This is a genomic window from Bacteroides oleiciplenus YIT 12058 (assembly GCF_000315485.1).
Lineage (GTDB): Bacteria > Bacteroidota > Bacteroidia > Bacteroidales > Bacteroidaceae > Bacteroides > Bacteroides oleiciplenus.
In genome coordinates, this window is the sequence record NZ_JH992940.1 from 1,697,026 (window position 1) to 1,716,514 (window position 19,489).

Below are 19,489 nucleotides of genomic sequence, written 5' to 3' on the forward strand. Positions count from 1 at the left end.
TTTGCTTTCAGATTAAAGTGTGATTTTAAAACCTAAATTGAAACGACGTTGAGTAGGATACGCACTCCATCCGCCAGTGTTGGACTCACGGTCGTCTGGCATATCAGTCCAGAGGAAGAGGTTGTTACCATTAATAAACAACTTCAAACTGCTCAATCCCGATGTTTTCAGCCACTTCTCTTTAGAAAAGGTATACGAGAGTTCGGCATACTTCAAACGAGTGTAGGAACCGTCGAAGAGGAAACGGGTACCATCCGTATACTTACTTGTCTGATTCAACCAGCGAGGCAGAGGTACATCGGCATTTTGGTTGCTCGGACTCCAATAGCTACCCTCATAGAAGGCGGTATTGCGTGTACCACCCAAACTGGTAAGTCCCACAGAACGGTTCACATTGTTCACACCATAGAACTGGACAAAGAAACTCCAGCCTTTATAGTCAACACCTACTTGAAGGTTCATGGTGTTCTGCGGGGTATCGGTAAAGCCATAAGGAATATTGTCGTTTACGGAAATGATTCCATCGGCATCGTAGTCAAGAATGACATAGTTACCAGGCTTACGACCACTATCATATTCATCGTGCGCCGTACTACCATACAGTTCATCCCAACTATTGTAATAACCATGATCCACATACGAGTAAGTCTGTCCGATGGATTTATCAGCTTTTTTTTGATATTCAGGTTTCAGTTTAGGATCATCCGCTTCCTTAATTTTGCTGGTAGCATGGGTTAGAGAAGCGTTCCCCCAAAGACGCCAGTTGCTGCCCAATTGCTTAGTCCAGCGTATATCAAGTTCAAAACCTTCGCTATCCACCTTACCGAGATTAGCTACGGGAGCAGAAGCACCGAAATATGAGGGAACAGCACGGTTGGCACCGGTAATTAAAATGTCGGACCGTTTCTCCTTGAAGTAGTCGAACGAACCGGAAATAACTCCGCCAAAGAAAGCAAAATCAGCAGCAATGTCAAGTTTGGTAGCCACCTCCCATTGCAGGTTTTTGTTACCCAATTGGCTTTGTCGCCACCAAGTGTAAGGACTCTTGGCCGGGTCTACTCCCGTCAATGACTGGCGAAAGCTACCTATGGGGCTGCCACCATTGCTCCAAGTGTCCATATAAAGCCAACGTCCGCTTACATTGTCATCGCCAATCTGGCCGTAAGAGGCACGTAATTTAAACATATCCAACCACTTCAGATTAAGTTTCTTCACAAGGGGTTCTTCCGAAACCATCCATCCGATAGCACCCGAGTTAAAGAAAGCAAAGCGGTTTTCCTTAGCAAAGATTTCAGAACCATTGTATGCACCATTATATTCCACCATATAGCGGCTGGCATAGTCATAAGTCGCACGGAACACCCAGTTTTCACGATAGTGGGGTTGTTCGCTACCAGTGGCATATTGTTCGCGGCTGAAGTTACCCATGCCGCCTACAGTATGATTGCCAAACTTATTGGAATAGTTCAACTGTACAGAGTAGTTCATACGACGATATGTAGCATTGTTTTGAACAGAACCGGCGCCGGTCTTCCAGGCATTGTTGTTCTTAAAGTCAAACTTATACAGTGCATCGGGCGTAATGTCAGTATATTCCAGACCTGTATCGGGGTCAATCCACTTGTGAGCTTCTGCCTCCCAGTCGGTCGTATCATCCACACCACGACCTGTTTCGCGGAAAGCGTTGTCAAATGCCAGTTTGGCCTGCACGTTCAGTCCTTTCAGCACAAAGCCAAGGTCTTGTTCCAAAGTGAAGTCGGTGTTCAAACGGTCGTCGGTAGTATAGCCAATACCGTTTACACTAAGATTCTCATAACTGTTTGTAGCAGCTTGTGTAGGATTAGGATAGTAATAACCAAAGGTACCATCGCTATACACCGGCACAAAAGAATCGGGAGAAATACCATAGAAAGCACTCCAAACCAGATTTTCGTATTGTCCCTGCGTAGCCTTCTTCACTGCATGCGATCCTGAAAGGTTGAGGTGTAGTTTGGTGGTCTTTGTCAGGTTAAAGTCGAGGTTACTGCGCACGTTGATACGGTCATAACTAAATCCAGGGTCATAGCCTTTTGTGTTAGTTACCTTCTTATATATATCACCCTCGTGCGCAAAGTCGGCAGAAGCAAAATATTTCACGAACTTTGTACCACCACTGATGTTTACGTTAGCATTATACGATGTAGCCACATCTTTCAGCAGGTAGTCCACCCAGTCTACATTCGGGTAGCGTTCGGCTTCAGCTTGATTGGCCGGATAGCGATATTTGTTCAGCCTGTCCTGCGACAGATAATAACTCCAGGAATCAGGATGATAAGCCAGTTCACTTTCTATAACCTGATTACGAAGTGCAAGCGCATCATACGAGTCCATCATGTCGGGCAATTTTGAATAAGTTTTCAATGTTGTACTGGCATTGATGTTGATTACAGCCTTACCTTCTTCACCACGCTTGGTAGTAATCAAAATTACACCGTTGGCACCACGTACGCCGAACACGGCTGTTGCCGATGCATCCTTCAATACAGAGATGGATGCCACAGAATTGATGTCCACCGAAGCCATAGGGCGTTCTACACCATCCACTAATACAAGCGGTTCGCTTGAGTTCCACGATGTCACACCACGAATAGTGATTTTCGGATCTTCGTCACCCGGCTTACCAGTAGTAGTCATGGTGACCACACCGGGAAGGTTACCAGTCAGGGCCTGACCTAAACTTGTCACACCACCTGTACGTTCCAGAGTCTTCGAACTGGTCTGTGCAATAGCACCCACCACTGAAGCCTTCTTCTGCTGACCGAAACCTACCACCACTACTTCATCCAATTGTTGGCTATCATCTTCCAACATCACTCTTATCGGTTTCTGAGCCGTTGCTTTTACTTCTTGTGCCTTCATTCCGATAAATGAAATAACAAGAGTTACATTATCATTAGGAACAGCCAACGTAAAATTCCCATCTATATCTGATATCGTACCTATTGAAGTGTTGCCTTTCACAACGATGGAAGCACCGATAACCGTTTCACCGGTGCCATCAAGAACTGTTCCTTTGACCGTTACCCCATTTTGCGCTAAAGTTGGCAAACAACTTAGTAGCAACAAAAGCAATAAATAAGGGAGCTTTTGGTTTTTTTTTGTTACATTTTTCATTACCATTAGTTTAAGATATTAATAACTACATTCTCTTTTCATTAGCTATTAAGGATAGCTTTAACTGTCATCATACTTGCATTTCATAATTAATTAGCCTTTAAGATTAATAGATAAATTATTAGCGTTTATATTATTGTTACATTTATTCACGTTTGAAATTATTCATAAGAGGAAAGTGTTTTCCATATTGCGTCTTTCCAGTCATTAGAACAGGCTTCTTCCTGGCAACAAATGTATCCAACTAAAATGGAACAATTGACACGATCATGCTACACAGTTTTTTGATGGCATTACATCTTTATTTTCGATGTTACATTTTTCTTTGATGGTATTACAGATTCTCCAATAACACACTGTATATAAAAGAATTACATACACATAAAACATCAGAAATTCAAGAAGTATTTTCAGCAACAGCAGTCTATTTGAGAAGAAAAAAGTAGAAGAAAAAAGAGCCTCAAAATACCATTTAAATACAGGAAAATATGAGGTGGTAACGTACTACAAAAGATATGTAACCCATCTGTTAGAGCCTAAAAAAACTTATTACCCTCTTATCGAACAAATACATTCATTAACACTTTAAACAAAAGGCTAATCCTAAGCACTACGTTGCAACAAAGAGAAACGATATCATAATATGCAAAGAGGAGTTGAATTTAATTCATTACGGAGCGGTTATGAATAGAACAGGTGATTATTGCGCAGCTCAAGGCTGAAAGGCTTAGGCTGCGTAAATTATCATTTGATTCATTGTAGTAGAGTCTCCTCACCTGCCATCGCCTTATGGCAAGACTATGAGATAATCCGATTCAAACGATAAATAGGAACGTTGTAACCGGTTAGATATGATGTGTTTATTCGGTAAGCTTTCAGAGCGCGTTCCGAAAGCTTACCGAACGTATTCCCAAAGCTTTCAGAATACGTTCAATAAGCTGAAAATATGGTTTAGCTTGTAGCTAATTCAAAACCATCTGGAACGGTGAAGCCGGAAGTCCTGCCTTATTTTTCAAATTTGCCTCCCGCGGATTATCATCCCAGGCATAGCGCACTTTTACCGGCTGAGGAATATCTTTGCTCCGGACAATCACTTTATGACCTTCTATGGTAGCCTCAGCCCATCTGAAACGCCCGTCTTTTCCAGCCAGTGCAAAGCCCTTCAACTCATTTACCGGCATCAGATCGTCCGTACCTTTTTCAAAAGAAAGAATGACTTTTCCATCTTCCACTGATGCAGCAGTGCACAACGGACCACTATGAACAATCTCTTCATGACCATATACTTTCTTCTTTACCTGAAGAGCTATCCTTCTTGCCAGCTCCTTCTTATTAAGTGGATGAATGTCATTCCATTCTCCCAAATCTATAGCTACCACCAAAGAAGTTTCGGGTAGCTTCAAAGTAACCTGCCGTTGAGCCTCACGCATACCTGCCCAGCCACTTTCCACCGGCTGTTGATGGGTCTGCATGAAATTAGGCAACTGCATGATGAAGAAAGGAAGATTTTCATCAGTCAGTTTCTCACGCCAATCTTTAAGCATGGCGCTTAATAATGCTTCATACTCATTAGGTCTGCCTGCATTCGATTCGCCCTGATACCATAAAGCGCCCTTGAAAGTAAGATTCCGTAAAGGGGAAATCATCGAATTGTACATACCTGTCGGAATGTTCTGAAAAGACACCCCACCTCTCCCCGCAGGCATTTCACAACCCAACTTATATTTCCATTGTTCAGTCAAACGTACCGTATCTCCATCTATCGCCAAGCAATAGGGTTTATCTTTCACAAAGCTAGGGCGGCCACCGGAATTAATGAGGCGAACCGTAACCAAATTCTCACCGCTTCTCAACACTGATGCCGGAACTTTATAGATACGAGGCGGATATTGATAGGACGTAGTACCCACAAACACACCATTCACATATACCGAATCCGCATTAACCATGCATCCCAAACGTAATATGGCATCTTTATCGGCCTGTGCGGATGTCAGACGGATATGTTGGCGGAACCAATGCGACCCGCTAACCGGATAGCCATTCCTGTCCCCCAACTGATAAGAGAACATGTTTACGGTCTCCCAATCAGAATCATCCAAACCGGGTTCATACCACTTTACCGGAGCATGAAGCCCTTCATCACCTTTATATAAAGAGAGATTCCAGAACCTCGACATCATTCCACCCGCCTTATTCACCAAGGCCTTGTATTCATCAGAATTATACAAATCCCTCTCACGCAGATATTTCGGAAATGCCTGCAAAGCATCCTCACTCATCCACGCCTCGATAGCGCTTCCTCCCCAACTCGAATTAATGATTCCTACGGGAACTTTCGTCTCATTATACATCTCTATGGCAAAGAAATAGGGCAACGCAGCATACGACTGCGCAACTTCCGGTGCCAGAGAGGTCCAGTTCATTTGCGAAATATCCTCTTTCGGTCCATGCAAATCATTACCATAAGGAGTTTTGACGTAGCGAATCATCGGATTTTCATAAACAGCAGTCTCTTTGCCGAACATATCTGCTACCCGCGCCACAGTCAGTTCCATATTAGACTGTCCCGAGCACAACCAGACATCACCTATCAGAATATCCTTCACAAGCATGTCGTTCACAGCCATCTCATAAGGACCACCTGCCTTCATAGCCGGAAGTTCCACCTGCCATTTGCCATTTTCACCAGCTTTCGTCGTGTACTTCTTTTTTTTGAATGTCACCACTACATCTTCATTGGCATCGGCAGTACCCCATATTTTGATGGGACGTTCGCGTTGCAATACCATTCCATCCGAAAGAACAGATGGGAGTTTAACTTTAGCCTCGGCCAGCATAGAGCACAGGCAGGCCACCGTTACTAATAAAACAGACTTGTAATTCATATATCTAAGAAATGTTTTTTAATTCCCGGCGTAATGCCGGAGTACAACTTCCATTCATATCTGTCACTATTTAATAGAACTCTCAGGAGCACCCAGGAATGAAGGTTTCAACCCTCCGAAATCAATCATAATCTTCTGAATGACGAGCGCCGGGTCGAGCGGACGGATGCGCAAAGTATGTTTCGCTTTCTTATCACACTGATGTTTCGTCTGAGTCGTGATAATATGCTCTGCTTGTAATCTGCCGAGTTCACCTTTATAATCACCGTTGATATTGACAATTTGTTCTTCACCTCCATCCAGACTGACCGCATAACGCAATCCTTTATAATCATTGAAGTTCAGAGTCGAAGAGAAACGTACGATAACAGTTGCCTCACCACTCTTTTCCGTTTCAAAATCATATTCCAGATACATATCTTCCTCCGGAGTAGCAGTACAGGGTGAGGTGGTGACTGCTGACAGGGTACGTCCCAGATTAGGGATTGTAATCCACTTGGCAGAAGTACAGTCAACAGAACGGGTGTAATGTTCCGCTTCGATAGACACATATCCGTCTTTCTCAATAAAGACAGGAGGTGCAGGAGCTATACGGGCTTCGGGAACCAGAGTGACCTTAGGCATAATGTTATGCTTCGGATCATTCCAGGATCTATAGCCTATGTGCGTCTGATCCATGATATGATTCCATTTGCCACTGCTCATCACATGATTATAATGATAGGTCAATACAGAATCGCGTTCAAAGTATTCGCGCACTTTACCTGCCCATTTATTGGTTTTCACATCGCCAGCTTCCGCCAGTTTGCGGTTCATAGCTACAGCATAGTACATATCATACAGATTGGCACATGCCTGTATCGGGAAGAGTACCAGTTGGTCGAAAGTATCCCGGTAATCGGCAGGCATCAGATAGTAGAATTTCAGGGCATCTAGGCTCAAAGCCGCATAATCATCTTTCACGCGTTGCCACTCATCATAGTTTTCCAGACTGTATGTCCTGTCGTTCAGCATTTCAGGAGTCACTCTGCGGTTATATTTGGTATATGTATCGATAAGACGCGCTGCCTCTTCCGCATAATTGCCACCAAACTGCTGCTTACAGAAGTCCACCGTATGCTGGAAAAGATTGTTTTCATTGAAACGTTCGGGGTTCCAAGCCATATCCAGAAAGAAGGTTATCGGATATTCCATAGGTTTCAGGTCACCTACGTTGACTACCCACAGTTCACGGACACCATATTCATACGTCAGCATCATCTGTTCCCAAGTGCGCTGTATCTGAGTAATATTAATCCACTTGGTGTTACGGGGAGCTCCTACATAGTCAAAGTGATAATACATACCATAACCGCCCTTACGGGGTTTGGCTTTCAAATCGGGCAACTTGCGTACATTGCCCCAGTTATCATCACACAACAGGAGAGTTACGTCGTCAGGTACACGCATACCTTTATCATAATAATCCTGCACTTCTTTATAGAGCGCCCACACTTGCGGAGTTTCTTTCGCTTTCTTACCGGTCACCTTCTCTATAATCTTCCGCTGGTCCTTTACTATATTCTGTAATAAAGAGATATTGGCATCCTCACTCATCGGTTCGTCACCATCACCGCGCATAGCCAGAGTAATCACCGCTTCCCAATCCTTGCAACGTTCCATACCCTGTTGCCAGAAATCACGCAGCACGGCGCCATTCGTAGTGTAATTCCATTCTCCGGTTCCACGGCGTTTCCAGTCCTTCTGAGCCTGTCCCATAGGTTCATGGTGGGAAGTTCCCATCACAATTCCCATTTCATCAGCCAACGGGCCATTCATTGGATCATCATCATAGAAAGCACTGTTCCACATTGCCGGCCACATGAAGTTTCCTTTCAGACGAAGTACCAGCTCAAAAACAGTCTCATAGAATTTGCTGTTAAATCCACCAAAAGTATCGCCCGCCCAATTTCCTAAACAGGGCCATTCATCATTCAGAAAAATGCCACGGTATTTCACTGCCGGTTCACCATCTGTATATATACCTTCTTTAATAGATATAATATCGTGCTTTTCCACCGGAACATCCGCCCAGAAATACCAGGGTGATACCCCCATTTGCTGTGACAATTCATAGATACCGTAAATAGTACCCCGCTTGTCACTACCTGCTATAACTACCGCCTCATCTACGCCTTCCATCGGTTGCTTCACCGTCTGGAGGATGTATTTCTCACGTTTTCCCTGTAAATCGGCAACATTGATTTTTCCGGCTTTCACCAGTTGTTTAATCCAGGAGCTATTCTCCATAGAACCGATTATCAACATACGATTACCAGCTACAGAGTGAATAACTTCCGGAGTAATGCCCGTTACTTTACCCGCATCTGTCTGCAAATTGGTCACAGCCCGTACTACTCCTTTGTCTTCCTGCAAGTCTATCAATATCGGATAAGACTTGCCCTGCTGTATCCAGACAAAGCCGCTACCTTCATTTACCACAAAGCGTTCCGCTGCGGATAAAGATTGAGATAGCAACAAACTTACTAAGCAATAGAAAATCCAACTAAATTTTGTTTTCATGGTATGATACCTTTTGATTAATTTCTGTTTTGTACAAAGATAGGTTATTACGAAATATTGTCCTATCTTCCATGTTTCCACTTACTACAGCCAATGTTACACTTGGGATTTTCATGTTACATAAACTTTTATTCATGTAACATTTGCCCGGCAAACAACCATTATTACAAAAAAACGTTCCTTTCTGTGATTTATTTCTCTCCTTTCAGACAAATAGGACAATATACAATTTTAATCTTCATATTATATGAAACATTTATTCCGTAGTCTATTAGTTATAGTATTCGTCATATGCTGTAACCTACAACAGGCTCTTGCCCAGCAAATGCCTCCTATCCCCGTTGATCCCAATGTACGTATTGGAAAGTTGGATAACGGTTTAACTTATTACATCCGCAAAAACAGTCTCCCTGCCGACCGGGCTGACTTCTATATCGCCCAAAAGGTAGGTTCCATACAGGAAGAAGAAAACCAGCGCGGCCTCGCCCACTTCCTCGAACATATGTGTTTCAACGGAACCACTCACTTCCCGGGAGATGCTTTGAAACAATATCTGGAACGTATCGGAGTTAAGTTTGGTGAGAATCTGAACGCTTACACCTCAGTAGACGAAACCGTTTACAACATTTCCAACGTTCCCGTCAATACTCCGGGTGCCATTGATTCTTGTTTGTTAATTCTGCACGATTGGAGCAATGACCTGACTCTGGATCCGAAAGAGATTGATAAAGAACGCGGCGTGATTAACGAAGAATGGCGCACACGCATGAGTGCAGTGCAACGTTTCCAGGAAAAGTTACTTCCTGCCATGTTTGCCGGCACCAAGTATGCCACTTGTTTCCCCATCGGAACCATGGATGTAGTGATGAACTTCAAACCGCAGACACTAAGAGATTACTATGAGAAATGGTATCGCCCCGACTTGCAAGGCATCGTTGTAGTAGGAGATGTAGATGTAGATGCCATCGAAGCACAGATTAAAAAACTATTCGCTGATGTTCCCGCACAACCCAATGCTGCCAAACGTGAATATTATCCGGTAAATGATAATAAAGAACCGATTGTGCTGATTGCTCAGGATAAAGAACAACCCCATATCCAGGCTATCATCTTTAACAAACATGAAGCCACTCCCGACTCGGAAAAAGGCAATATGGGTTATCTGGTACAAAACTATGCTACCGACCTCATCAATAACATGCTGAATGCCCGACTGAATGAGCTGCTTCAGGCTGCCAACCCTCCGTATATCTACGCAGGAACCTATGATGGAGATTTCTTCGTTGCAAAAACCAAACAAGCCTTTACCGGTATCGTTGTTTGCAAAGAAGATGCAGTGGAAAGTGGCATCGCTACCCTGATGCGCGAAATGGAACGTGCACGCCAGTTCGGCTTTACCGAAAGCGAATTCCAACGCGCCCGTGCCGAATATCTGCGCACTATGGAATCCAACTACAACGAACGAGACAAACTTAAGAACGAGCAATATATTGATGAATATGTACGACACTTCCTTGATAACGAACCCATACCGGGTATTGAAAACGAGTATGCCATCATCAACCAGATAGCTCCGGCCATTCCTGTACAAGCTCTGAACCAGATGATGCAAACGTTGGTAACAGATACCAACCAGGTAGTCGCCATTTTCGGTCCCGAAAAAGAGAATCTGAAAATGCCTACGGAAGAAGCTATCAAGAAGATTCTGCAAGACGTAAAAGCCGAGAAACTGACTCCGTATGTAGATAAAGTATCAGACGAACCTTTAATGAAAGAAGTTCCAAAAGGTGGAAAAATCATCTCCGAACAAAAAGATGACGTATTCGGTACTACCATGCTGACGTTATCCAACGGAGTAAAAGTTATCATCAAGAAAACTGACTTCAAAGCAGATGAAATTACCATGAAAGGTGTAAGCCTGGGCGGTAGTTCACTATTCCCCAACTCTGAAATCATCAACATTAATGGTTTGGATGCCGTTTCAGCAGGCGGTTTAGGCAATTTCAGCGTTGTAGATCTTGAAAAGGTATTAGCAGGCAAAAGAGCTTCCGTAAGTTACGGTATCGGTGATAAAACCGAAACAGTCAATGGCTACTGTTCTCCGAAGGACTTTGAAACGATGATGCAACTCACCTATCTGACATTTACTGCACCACGCCGGGATGATGACGCTTTTGCATCCTATAAGAATCGTAACAAAGCAGCATTGCTAAATCAGGAAATGAATCCGAACACAGCCTTCGGAGACAGCATCACCTATGCCCTGCAAATGGGACATCCCCGTACTGTCCGTATAAAGTCCGATATGATTGATAAGATGGATTATGACAAGATCATGGCTATGTATCAGGACCGTTTCAAAGATGCCAGCGACTTCACCTTTATCTTCGTAGGTAATGTAGACGTTGAAGAGATGAAACCGCTTATTGCCAAGTATCTTGGAGCTTTGCCTGCCATCAACCGTAAGGAATCATTCAAAGATAATAAGATTGAATACCGTAAAGGCGTATATAAGAATGAGTTCATCCGCGAACAGGAAACAGCTAAAGCCTCTAACTTTGTCAGTTTCATCGGTACGTGCAAGTATGATTTAAAGAATTCCATTCTGCAGGACATGACTTGTCAGATTATGGATCTAGTTTACACCGAGAAAGTACGCGAAGATGAAGGTGGCACTTATGGTGTATATGTGGGTGGCAATCTCTCCAAATATCCGAAGGAAATAGCCGGGATACAAATCATTTTCGATACAGCACCTTCCAAAAGAGAGAAACTGATGAAAATCATCTTTGCTGAAATAGAGCACATATCTAAAGAGGGACCGTCAGAAGCCAATCTTAATAAGGTGAAAGAGTTCATGTTGAAGAAACATATTGAAGACCTGAAAGAAAACAGCTACTGGATGGGAAGCATCGACGAGTATCTGTTCACCGGAATGAACCCAATAAAGGACTACGAACAGATTGTCAACAGTATCACTGCTAAAGATATTCAGAAGTTTGCCGATGACTTGTTCAAGCAAAAGAATGAAGTGGAAGTTTCAATGATTAGTCCGGAAAAGGAATAAGAGAAAATAGAATAATGCAATTGAAAAGGCTGCACTGCTATTAAAGCATGGTGCAGCCTTTTTTATGTTTCATACTCTGTTAGTGGAACGAATTCATATTAAATTTGTTAGGTTATGAATTAGTTGACGAGGATACAAGTTGACAAGGGAACAAGGTTCTATCGGCATAGAAGCATTGCGCAGCTCAAGGTTGAAAGCCTTTTAGGCTTAGGCTGCGCTAAATTAGCATTTCATTTATTTTTTTTCAGATATAAACTAATTCCGCCAACGGGTGATTTATCTTCACCTTATAAGTAGATGGTTGTTTCCTCCCGTGGTGATTCTATTTACTCCAAATGGTAACTTCATTTACACGCCGAGGTAAAGGCCGTTACATGCCGAGGTAAAGAGCGTTACAATAGGTGGTAAAGGTCGTTACATACGGCGGTAAATGCTTTTACATCGTGAGGTAAATTGTATGTAAATACTATCTATTGATAATCAGACAACTAAGTAGGCGTATTGGTGAGGTTGATTCATTCCGGAGCGGTTATGAAGCGAATGTGCTAATGTGATTAATGTGCAAATTACTATTCTCTTTTGATTCTAACGACAAGCAAACATTGAATAGGATACAATTGGAATGAGTCCTTGACATAATTATGAAACAATAATATTTGCATTACAAATATTTATTACTACTTTTGTAACAGTTTACTTTCATGCGTAGAAAGTAGCTTTAGAAATTTTAATTTGAGAACGGTTATTTATTGCATTCCCCTATAAATTCCGCTAAAATTTACAACGGATGACAATAAGTGACAGGTCTCACGCACATTTGTATATATAGCTTGTTATATATCCATATGGGGCGTGGGGCTATCACTTATGTTGTTGTAAGGTCCTAGCGGAGCCTTTAGGGAACATGAGTAGATAGTTTCCCACGCTCTTTTTTTATAAACCACGCATCACTGGGGAATGATGCGGCAACCGAAATAAACCATGTACGAAGACTTTAAAGAATGTATCATCCGGTTAATGCAACATCCCATTATGAGTAAACCTATCTCCGCCTTAAGCGACCCGGAATGCCTGCAAGCCTACGAACTGATAAAACAATTAATCGACTTATCTGTGAATGAAGAATACACTCAACTGGATTATATCCAAACAGCACGCCTCAAATACCATCTCGGAGAGTTATCCTATAAATTAAATGATGAGTGGGAAAACACAATACTACATTATAAAGGCATTCCCCACCTGTTAGAAAAAGGAGGATTCGACCTGAGCCTCCACAAGTGGATAGAGTTGGTCAGCCTACGAACAAAATAAGAGTCCAACAGATTGTCCGTTTTTTTACCTCTAAGCTTTTTTACATGTTTTTACGAATTATCTTTGTCATTCGATAAAAAATACATAAATTGCCACGTCTTACAAAACAGACAGACTATATTATTATAAAACTAAAGATGGAACTATGCAGTATGAGAAAGATGTAATTTATTCCCTGAAAGTTACAGGGACCATGATCACAAATGATTGTCATTATTATCTGATAGAAAATGAAGGAATCAAGTACAAAGTGAAAATGCTGAAATTCCAGCACAAACTGCCGGTTCCCGAAGAAGTGAAGTGTATTGTTTATGGCTATGATGCCGACGATACTCCTCTCTTTGCACAGCACAAAGGTGAAATATCACGCAAACTTTATACGGTCGGAAGTACTTACCCTTTTGTCGTACAACAAAAGCCAGGCTACCAATCCGGACACCGCAATGTCTACTATGGATATGACATGAATGGCATCCGGGCATTTATCCAAGTGGGGATAGGGAAAGAACTGACCATAGGAAGAAATGTCCGCTGCACAGTCAAGCATATCAATCCGGATGGTATCCTTGTCACCGTTCCCGTCAATCAGGAAATAGACTATGAAACCAATTTCCTCACTATCGAGCAACTGATGCATAACATCCATACCGAACAATTCCCCCTCTGCATCCAGCTGGAAACTTTGCGCACCGACTCGGTCATAGACCCGAAAGTGCAACAGATGCTGAAGCAATATGACAACCACGAGGGGGAATGGTTACTGTCATTCCTGAACATCCTACTCACCAGAAGAGAAGAAAAAATTGAGAATAAAGATTGGGAAGGAGTTTGCGAGTTAATACGCTATCAGCTCCTCATCACCGAATGGATACTTGAAGACTCCCTGTTCCTCACATTCTATTCACCATCCGTAGTCCAGTCTCTGCGCGAAAAGGGAGAACGGGAAATGTTTGCCTGCGAAGCAATACAGAAAGCCATAGAACTCATCCGTACCAATACTATGGATGATTTCCTTAAACAGATTTTTACTAAAATACGTATTTCGGGCTATTTATCCGATAGGAACCGAAAGACAGAACTGCTCACCGCACTGTTCCGGCTGGACGATACGTTGGTTGACAAAAACATGTTTACCTTGACGGAGTTTTGCCAATATATAGCATGCAACACTTCAGCTACGGAATCTTCGGCCCTGACATCAGTTACCGAATTAATCAGAAAAATAATAGAGAAAAGCAGAGTGGCGCCTGATATCTCCCCTACAAAAATCATACATTTGCTGGCCGTCTACCTGCTGCTTTGCTATAACCGTGAAGTACACACCTCCCTCTATCGCATCATGCTTTATCGTTACGCAGCCCAGGCAAGCCCCTCTTCCATCGGGATTCTGACAGACAAAGCGTATGATGTATTGACACGGGCAAGCCAGTCTTACCGTCCGGAATTCACTTGGGAGGATGTCGTGCGCTTCAAACCTGAAGCTTTTATAACCAAACTACGCTCATTCATGACGGATGCCTCTGATGATAAAGATAAACTGATAGCCCAGCACATTACGCAAGGGGGGCGGATACTTCTACGTAACGGGACATTCGGGCTTTATGCCGGCTGCAATCCCGGTGCACTGCTGCCCGAGCATCAAAAGGTGACGGAAATGATGTCTGTATTCGACGGCAGAATCAGCATATATGCAAAGAAAGATATCAAACCGAAAGTAAGCGAAGTGCAGAACGTCTTTGTATTAAAGAATCTTTGGGAAGAACTGTCCGGACAATTAACCGGACACGTGGCGACTTCTACCAAAAAGACATCGGAAAAGATACCACTTTCAGAGGGAATGCGCGTCAGGATTACCCTGAAAGCATTTAATCCACGCTTCCCACTAATGATGTTTGCCGAAGTGACGGAACCGGGATACGAAGGAAACGGTGCGATTCTCGCCAATGAAGTCACCCGTAGCCATATCCGCAGTCTGGATGGCATTTTCTATGAAGGGGATACGTTTGAAGCCACCGTATCGAAGGTCGGGCAGAACGGTCGTCTGACATTCAGCATCCTCCGGGAGTTATTTGAATTTGTAACGGGAACGGTGAAATACGGTCATCGGGTATATGCAAGGCTTATACGGGTATCCAAGGGAACCGGCATCTGGATATGCGAAGAAGGGTACACGCTTTTCACACCGGGCGCAGCGCCTTATCCGGAAGTCGGCACGACGGCCTTGCTGGAAGTAAGAGGAATCAATGACGCAGGGTATATCAATGCCACCTATATAGAAGAATCAGATAAGAACATAGAAGAAACCGAGGCTCTGGCTAAATTAGTCAGCGAATATATCGACTTCTGTTCCCCGCAGGATGAAAAGGAAGAGGAAGAAGGCAATTTCGGACAAGTATTCACAGACGAAGATGCAATGCTAACCGGAGAGCAGTTGTCACTTCCCCTGATGTGCGAATTACCTTGGTTACTGGCAGTAACGGCATCGGCCGAGAAGTTACTGGTAAAGCGCTACAACCTGTTGGGAACAGCCCGGCTATTGGCGGGGATGCTTAATGATTCGCCCCTGAGCGAATACTTGTCGCTGCAAATGAATTATGAGGAGAACATCTATAGTTTTGCCACCCACAATGGACCGGCGCGATGGACACACTTTTCGCGTATAGACGACGCGGCGGTTTCCCGTTATCCCTCACTCCGGTCTAAAAAAGAACTGCTACAAATTATCAATTTGTTCTATACCCACAACTTTGACCCAGAGCTTGCAGTTGGCATTGCAACCACTAAAGACGAAAATAAGGAACATATAGTCCGGCTGGTGCTGAGCCATACACTTTTGCTCAATTCCCTACCGACGGCAGCATTAGCCCCTTTGCGAAACGAACTCTTGCAACGCATTGGCGCTGGGGAATTTGTATCAACCGATGAACAGAAGTCGAAGTCTGCAGTTGCAACAGAATCCAAGGAAGACATTCCCTGCATGGGGAGGGAGAGTGATAAAGTAGAGTTTAAATCATCCATAGTATATCCGGCTGGGCGCACCGTCCCCAACATGAAGCAACAATCGGAGATCATACTGCGCACCATTGCGGGACTCCTGAATGCATCCGGCGGCACACTGTATGTCGGCGTATCCGATGCCGGAGCCATAATCGGACTGAAGGAAGATTATACCTACATGGTATGTGATTCGGATGCTTATGAGCGCTTCATCCGCCAACGCATCATAACTACTATGGGAAAGGATATCAACAGCATCATTAAAATGGAATTTCCCCGGTATGGCAACCGTGAAATATGCTGCATTACGGTGCCCTGCTATGGCAAACTAATTGAGCTAAAAGGAGTGATATGGCAGCGGCAAGGCAACTCAACGGTAATGCTCGACGGCAATGCCCTAGCCAAGCAGCAGAAGAGGAAAAATGACACATTACAAGCAGAACTCAGCCAGATTGCAGAAAAAGACATGGAGTTAATCAGCGAAAATCTGTTGCAAACCGGAGAAGCACAGACGGCAGTTGCCGCCGCTTTTGTGGCCAGTCTGGAAAAGAAGAAGAAAAAAGTGGAAGCCGGAATCGGGAAAGCTGCGATAAAAACGTCCCTGATACGCCCTAACCCCTATACAGTAAAAGAGGGACACGACGTACAAGTGGTAACTTACTTATCTCTGCTCGATAATGGTGGATATGTATTGAAAGATGAGCCCTCGCACATGGACAATGCGATACTCACACTGGCAATCAATAAAGAAGAAACCGGTGGTGCCCTGCTCCTTTGCTATGAAAATGGCTATGTAAACCGTGTTCCACTAAAAATATTATTACAGAAGAAACGTGATTATATTTATAAAAACGGCGTGAACAGGGATTCGCATCTGATATTCGCCACCATTGAAAATGGCGAAACGCACATCTTGGTACGCACCGCCCGACAGAAGAATGAATACCTGAAAATGTTTCCCATCGACAGAATAAAACAGAATATGGACCTAGTCCTGAAAGGTACTCCGCTTTTCTCTTATGATTTTGGCAAAGCAATTGCCTGGGAAGTGATTCCAGAAATGGAATCTGAAAAGCTGCAAAAACTTTATAATGATAATCCGGCCCATCAAGGCTACGCTATTACATCAGAGGCCGTTTCTAAAGAAATAGAGTTATTACGGATAATGGGGTGGAATATTGAAATTTAATATATCAGACCTGTTTAAAGGAATATATGGAATATGGGCATAAAAAAAGGAGCACCGCTGTACTCCAACCTTTGTTAACCTTAAATCTAATACTATGAAAAACACAGTACAAAGGTACGCATTTTTTTGAGAATAGCAAGTTCCGTGTGCGGGAACAACGCCTTTATAACACCATTTAAGAGAATGTACTCCTTTTTTCACGTCCTTTTTCATATCTAAGATAAGCTGCATCTTAACATTAAAAATAAGCTTGCTTTTTTTGTATTGCTTTCGGTTTACATTATCTTTGTAGGAAAATAATCAAAACGACTTATGCCTGACTATGATTTGATAGCTATATTAGGTCCTACCGCCTCCGGAAAAACTCCTTTTGCCGCAGCACTGGCAGATGTCCTCGACACCGAAATCATCAGTGCAGATTCCAGACAAATCTACCGTGGCATGGACCTTGGTACGGGGAAAGACCTCGTAGATTATACTGTGAATGGTAAACAAATTCCTTATCACTTGATTGACATTGCCGACCCGGGCTATAAATACAATGTTTTCGAATATCAACGTGATTTTCTGACAGCTTACGAGAGTATTGAACAAAAAGGGAAACTTCCCGTTTTGTGTGGAGGTACGGGTATGTATCTGGAGGCTGTGTTGAAAGGATATAAGTTGTTACCTGTTCCCGAAAACCCGGAATTGCGCACGCAACTTGCCGATAAATCTCTGGAAGAGTTGACCGAAATGCTAAAACAGTATAAATCCCTGCATAATACCACGGACGTAGATACTACTAAGCGTGCCATTCGTGCCATTGAAATAGAAGAGTATTATGCACATACTCCGGTAGACGAACGGGCATTTCCCAAATTGAACAGTCTCATCATTGGTGTGAACATAGACCGGGAGTTGCGTCGTGAAAAGATATCCCGCCGCCTGCGCCAACGCTTGGACGAGGGAATGGTAGATGAAGTACGTCGTCTGATAGACTCGGGTATCCAGCCGGATGACCTCATCTATTACGGTTTGGAATACAAGTATCTGACGCTTTACGCCATCGGCAAGTTGACTTACGAAGAGATGTACAAGGAACTGGAAACCGCCATTCACCAATTTGCCAAACGCCAGATGACCTGGTTCCGGGGTATGGAGCGTCGTGGTTTCACCATCCATTGGGTGGATGCCGGACTACCGATGGAAGAAAAGATTGCTTTTGTACAAGCGAAACTCAAAGAGAATTAGTATTTTTGTAATTTGAGAGTCGAAGATTGAAAATTAAGAGTTGAGGATTCATAATTCATAAATTAGCGTCATGAGTGTAGAGCCCGAAAAGTGGGGGGTGATATACAACCCCAAAGCCGGTACCCGGAAAGTACAGAAACGGTGGAAAGAAATCAAAGAATACATGGACAGCAAAGGCGTGTCTTATGATTACGTCCAGTCCGAAGGGTTCGGGTCTGTGGAGCGCCTGGCCGGTATTCTCGCTAACAACGGCTACCGCACTATCGTGGTTGTGGGTGGCGATGGTGCACTGAATGATGCCATCAATGGCATTATGTCGTCTAATGCAGAAGCTAAAAGAGAAATTGCTATAGGTATCATCCCGAACGGTATCGGTAATGATTTTGCCAAATACTGGGAAATGACATCAGAATACAAAGACGCAGTAGATTGCATCATCAACAACCGCCGCCGTAAAATAGACGTAGGGTTTTGTAACTATTATGATGGTGAGAAACACATTACCCGCTATTTTCTTAATGCCATCAATATTGGTTTGGGAGCTCGTATCGTGAAAATATCCGATCAGACCAAACGTTTCTGGGGAGTGAAATTTCTATCTTATCTCATGGCACTCATCTCAATTATCTTTGAACGAAAACTCTACCGGATGCACCTCAAGATAAACGGAGAACATATCCGCGGACGTATCATGACAGTCTGTATTGGTAGCGCATGGGGGTATGGACAAGCGCCAAGCGCAGTCCCCTATAATGGATGGCTCGATGTATCTGTCATTTATCGTCCGGAGTTATTACAACTTGTATCAGGGCTATGGATGCTTATTCAGGGACGCATTTTAAATCATAAAGTCGTAATGCCTTACCGGACACAAAAAGTGAAAGTGCTACGTGCACAAAATGCCTCCGTAGACTTGGACGGCCGTATCCTCGACAGGCATTTCCCATTGGATATCGGGATTATGCATGAGGCTATCACACTGATTATACCAAACTGAAATTAACGATTAACGTTTAGTGATAAATGATTAGTACTATGCGGAATAACGGCGCAGCCTACTAATCACTTATCACTAAACACTAAACA

The 19,489-nt window shown here is 43.4% G+C and carries 8 protein-coding genes; 5 read left to right on the forward strand and 3 right to left on the reverse strand.

Features of this window, described 5'->3' with window-relative positions; translation table 11 throughout:
- Positions 1 to 12 precede the first annotated feature (12 nt).
- The 3 genes from HMPREF9447_RS07195 to HMPREF9447_RS07205 all read right to left on the reverse strand — a co-directional run bounded on the left by HMPREF9447_RS07195 (position 13) and on the right by HMPREF9447_RS07205 (position 8,603).
- A complete protein-coding gene (locus tag HMPREF9447_RS07195) occupies positions 13 to 3,159 on the reverse strand; it encodes a SusC/RagA family TonB-linked outer membrane protein (RefSeq protein ID WP_009129042.1) in 3,147 nt (1,048 codons plus the stop codon).
- 956 nt (positions 3,160 to 4,115) lie between these two features.
- Positions 4,116 to 6,041, reverse strand: coding sequence for a sialate O-acetylesterase (locus HMPREF9447_RS07200; RefSeq protein ID WP_009129043.1), 1,926 nt, complete (start codon positions 6,039 to 6,041; stop codon positions 4,116 to 4,118).
- A gap of 66 nt (positions 6,042 to 6,107) precedes the next feature.
- Entirely contained in the window at positions 6,108 to 8,603 is a 2,496-nt protein-coding gene (locus HMPREF9447_RS07205; RefSeq protein WP_009129044.1) for a glycosyl hydrolase 115 family protein, read from the reverse strand.
- A 247-nt stretch (positions 8,604 to 8,850) separates the two neighbouring features.
- On the opposite strand from HMPREF9447_RS07205, the gene HMPREF9447_RS07210 reads away from it, so the two are divergent.
- From HMPREF9447_RS07210 to HMPREF9447_RS07230, 5 genes are all read left to right on the forward strand, one after another.
- Positions 8,851 to 11,670, forward strand: coding sequence for a M16 family metallopeptidase (locus tag HMPREF9447_RS07210; protein WP_009129046.1), 2,820 nt, complete (start codon positions 8,851 to 8,853; stop codon positions 11,668 to 11,670).
- Positions 11,671 to 12,651: 981 nt separating this feature from the next.
- Positions 12,652 to 12,984 (forward strand): hypothetical protein, encoded by a 333-nt coding sequence (locus HMPREF9447_RS07215; RefSeq protein ID WP_044137545.1) that lies wholly within the window; start codon positions 12,652 to 12,654, stop codon positions 12,982 to 12,984.
- A 145-nt stretch (positions 12,985 to 13,129) separates the two neighbouring features.
- Complete coding sequence (locus HMPREF9447_RS07220) at positions 13,130 to 17,170, forward strand: AlbA family DNA-binding domain-containing protein (RefSeq protein ID WP_009129048.1); 4,041 nt, start codon at positions 13,130 to 13,132, stop codon at positions 17,168 to 17,170.
- Positions 17,171 to 17,482: 312 nt separating this feature from the next.
- On the forward strand, positions 17,483 to 18,403 hold the full coding sequence (miaA, locus tag HMPREF9447_RS07225) for a tRNA (adenosine(37)-N6)-dimethylallyltransferase MiaA (protein ID WP_009129049.1): 921 nt from the start codon (positions 17,483 to 17,485) through the stop codon (positions 18,401 to 18,403).
- Positions 18,404 to 18,473: 70 nt separating this feature from the next.
- Entirely contained in the window at positions 18,474 to 19,400 is a 927-nt protein-coding gene (locus HMPREF9447_RS07230) for a diacylglycerol/lipid kinase family protein (RefSeq protein ID WP_009129050.1), read from the forward strand.
- Positions 19,401 to 19,489 lie beyond the last annotated feature (89 nt).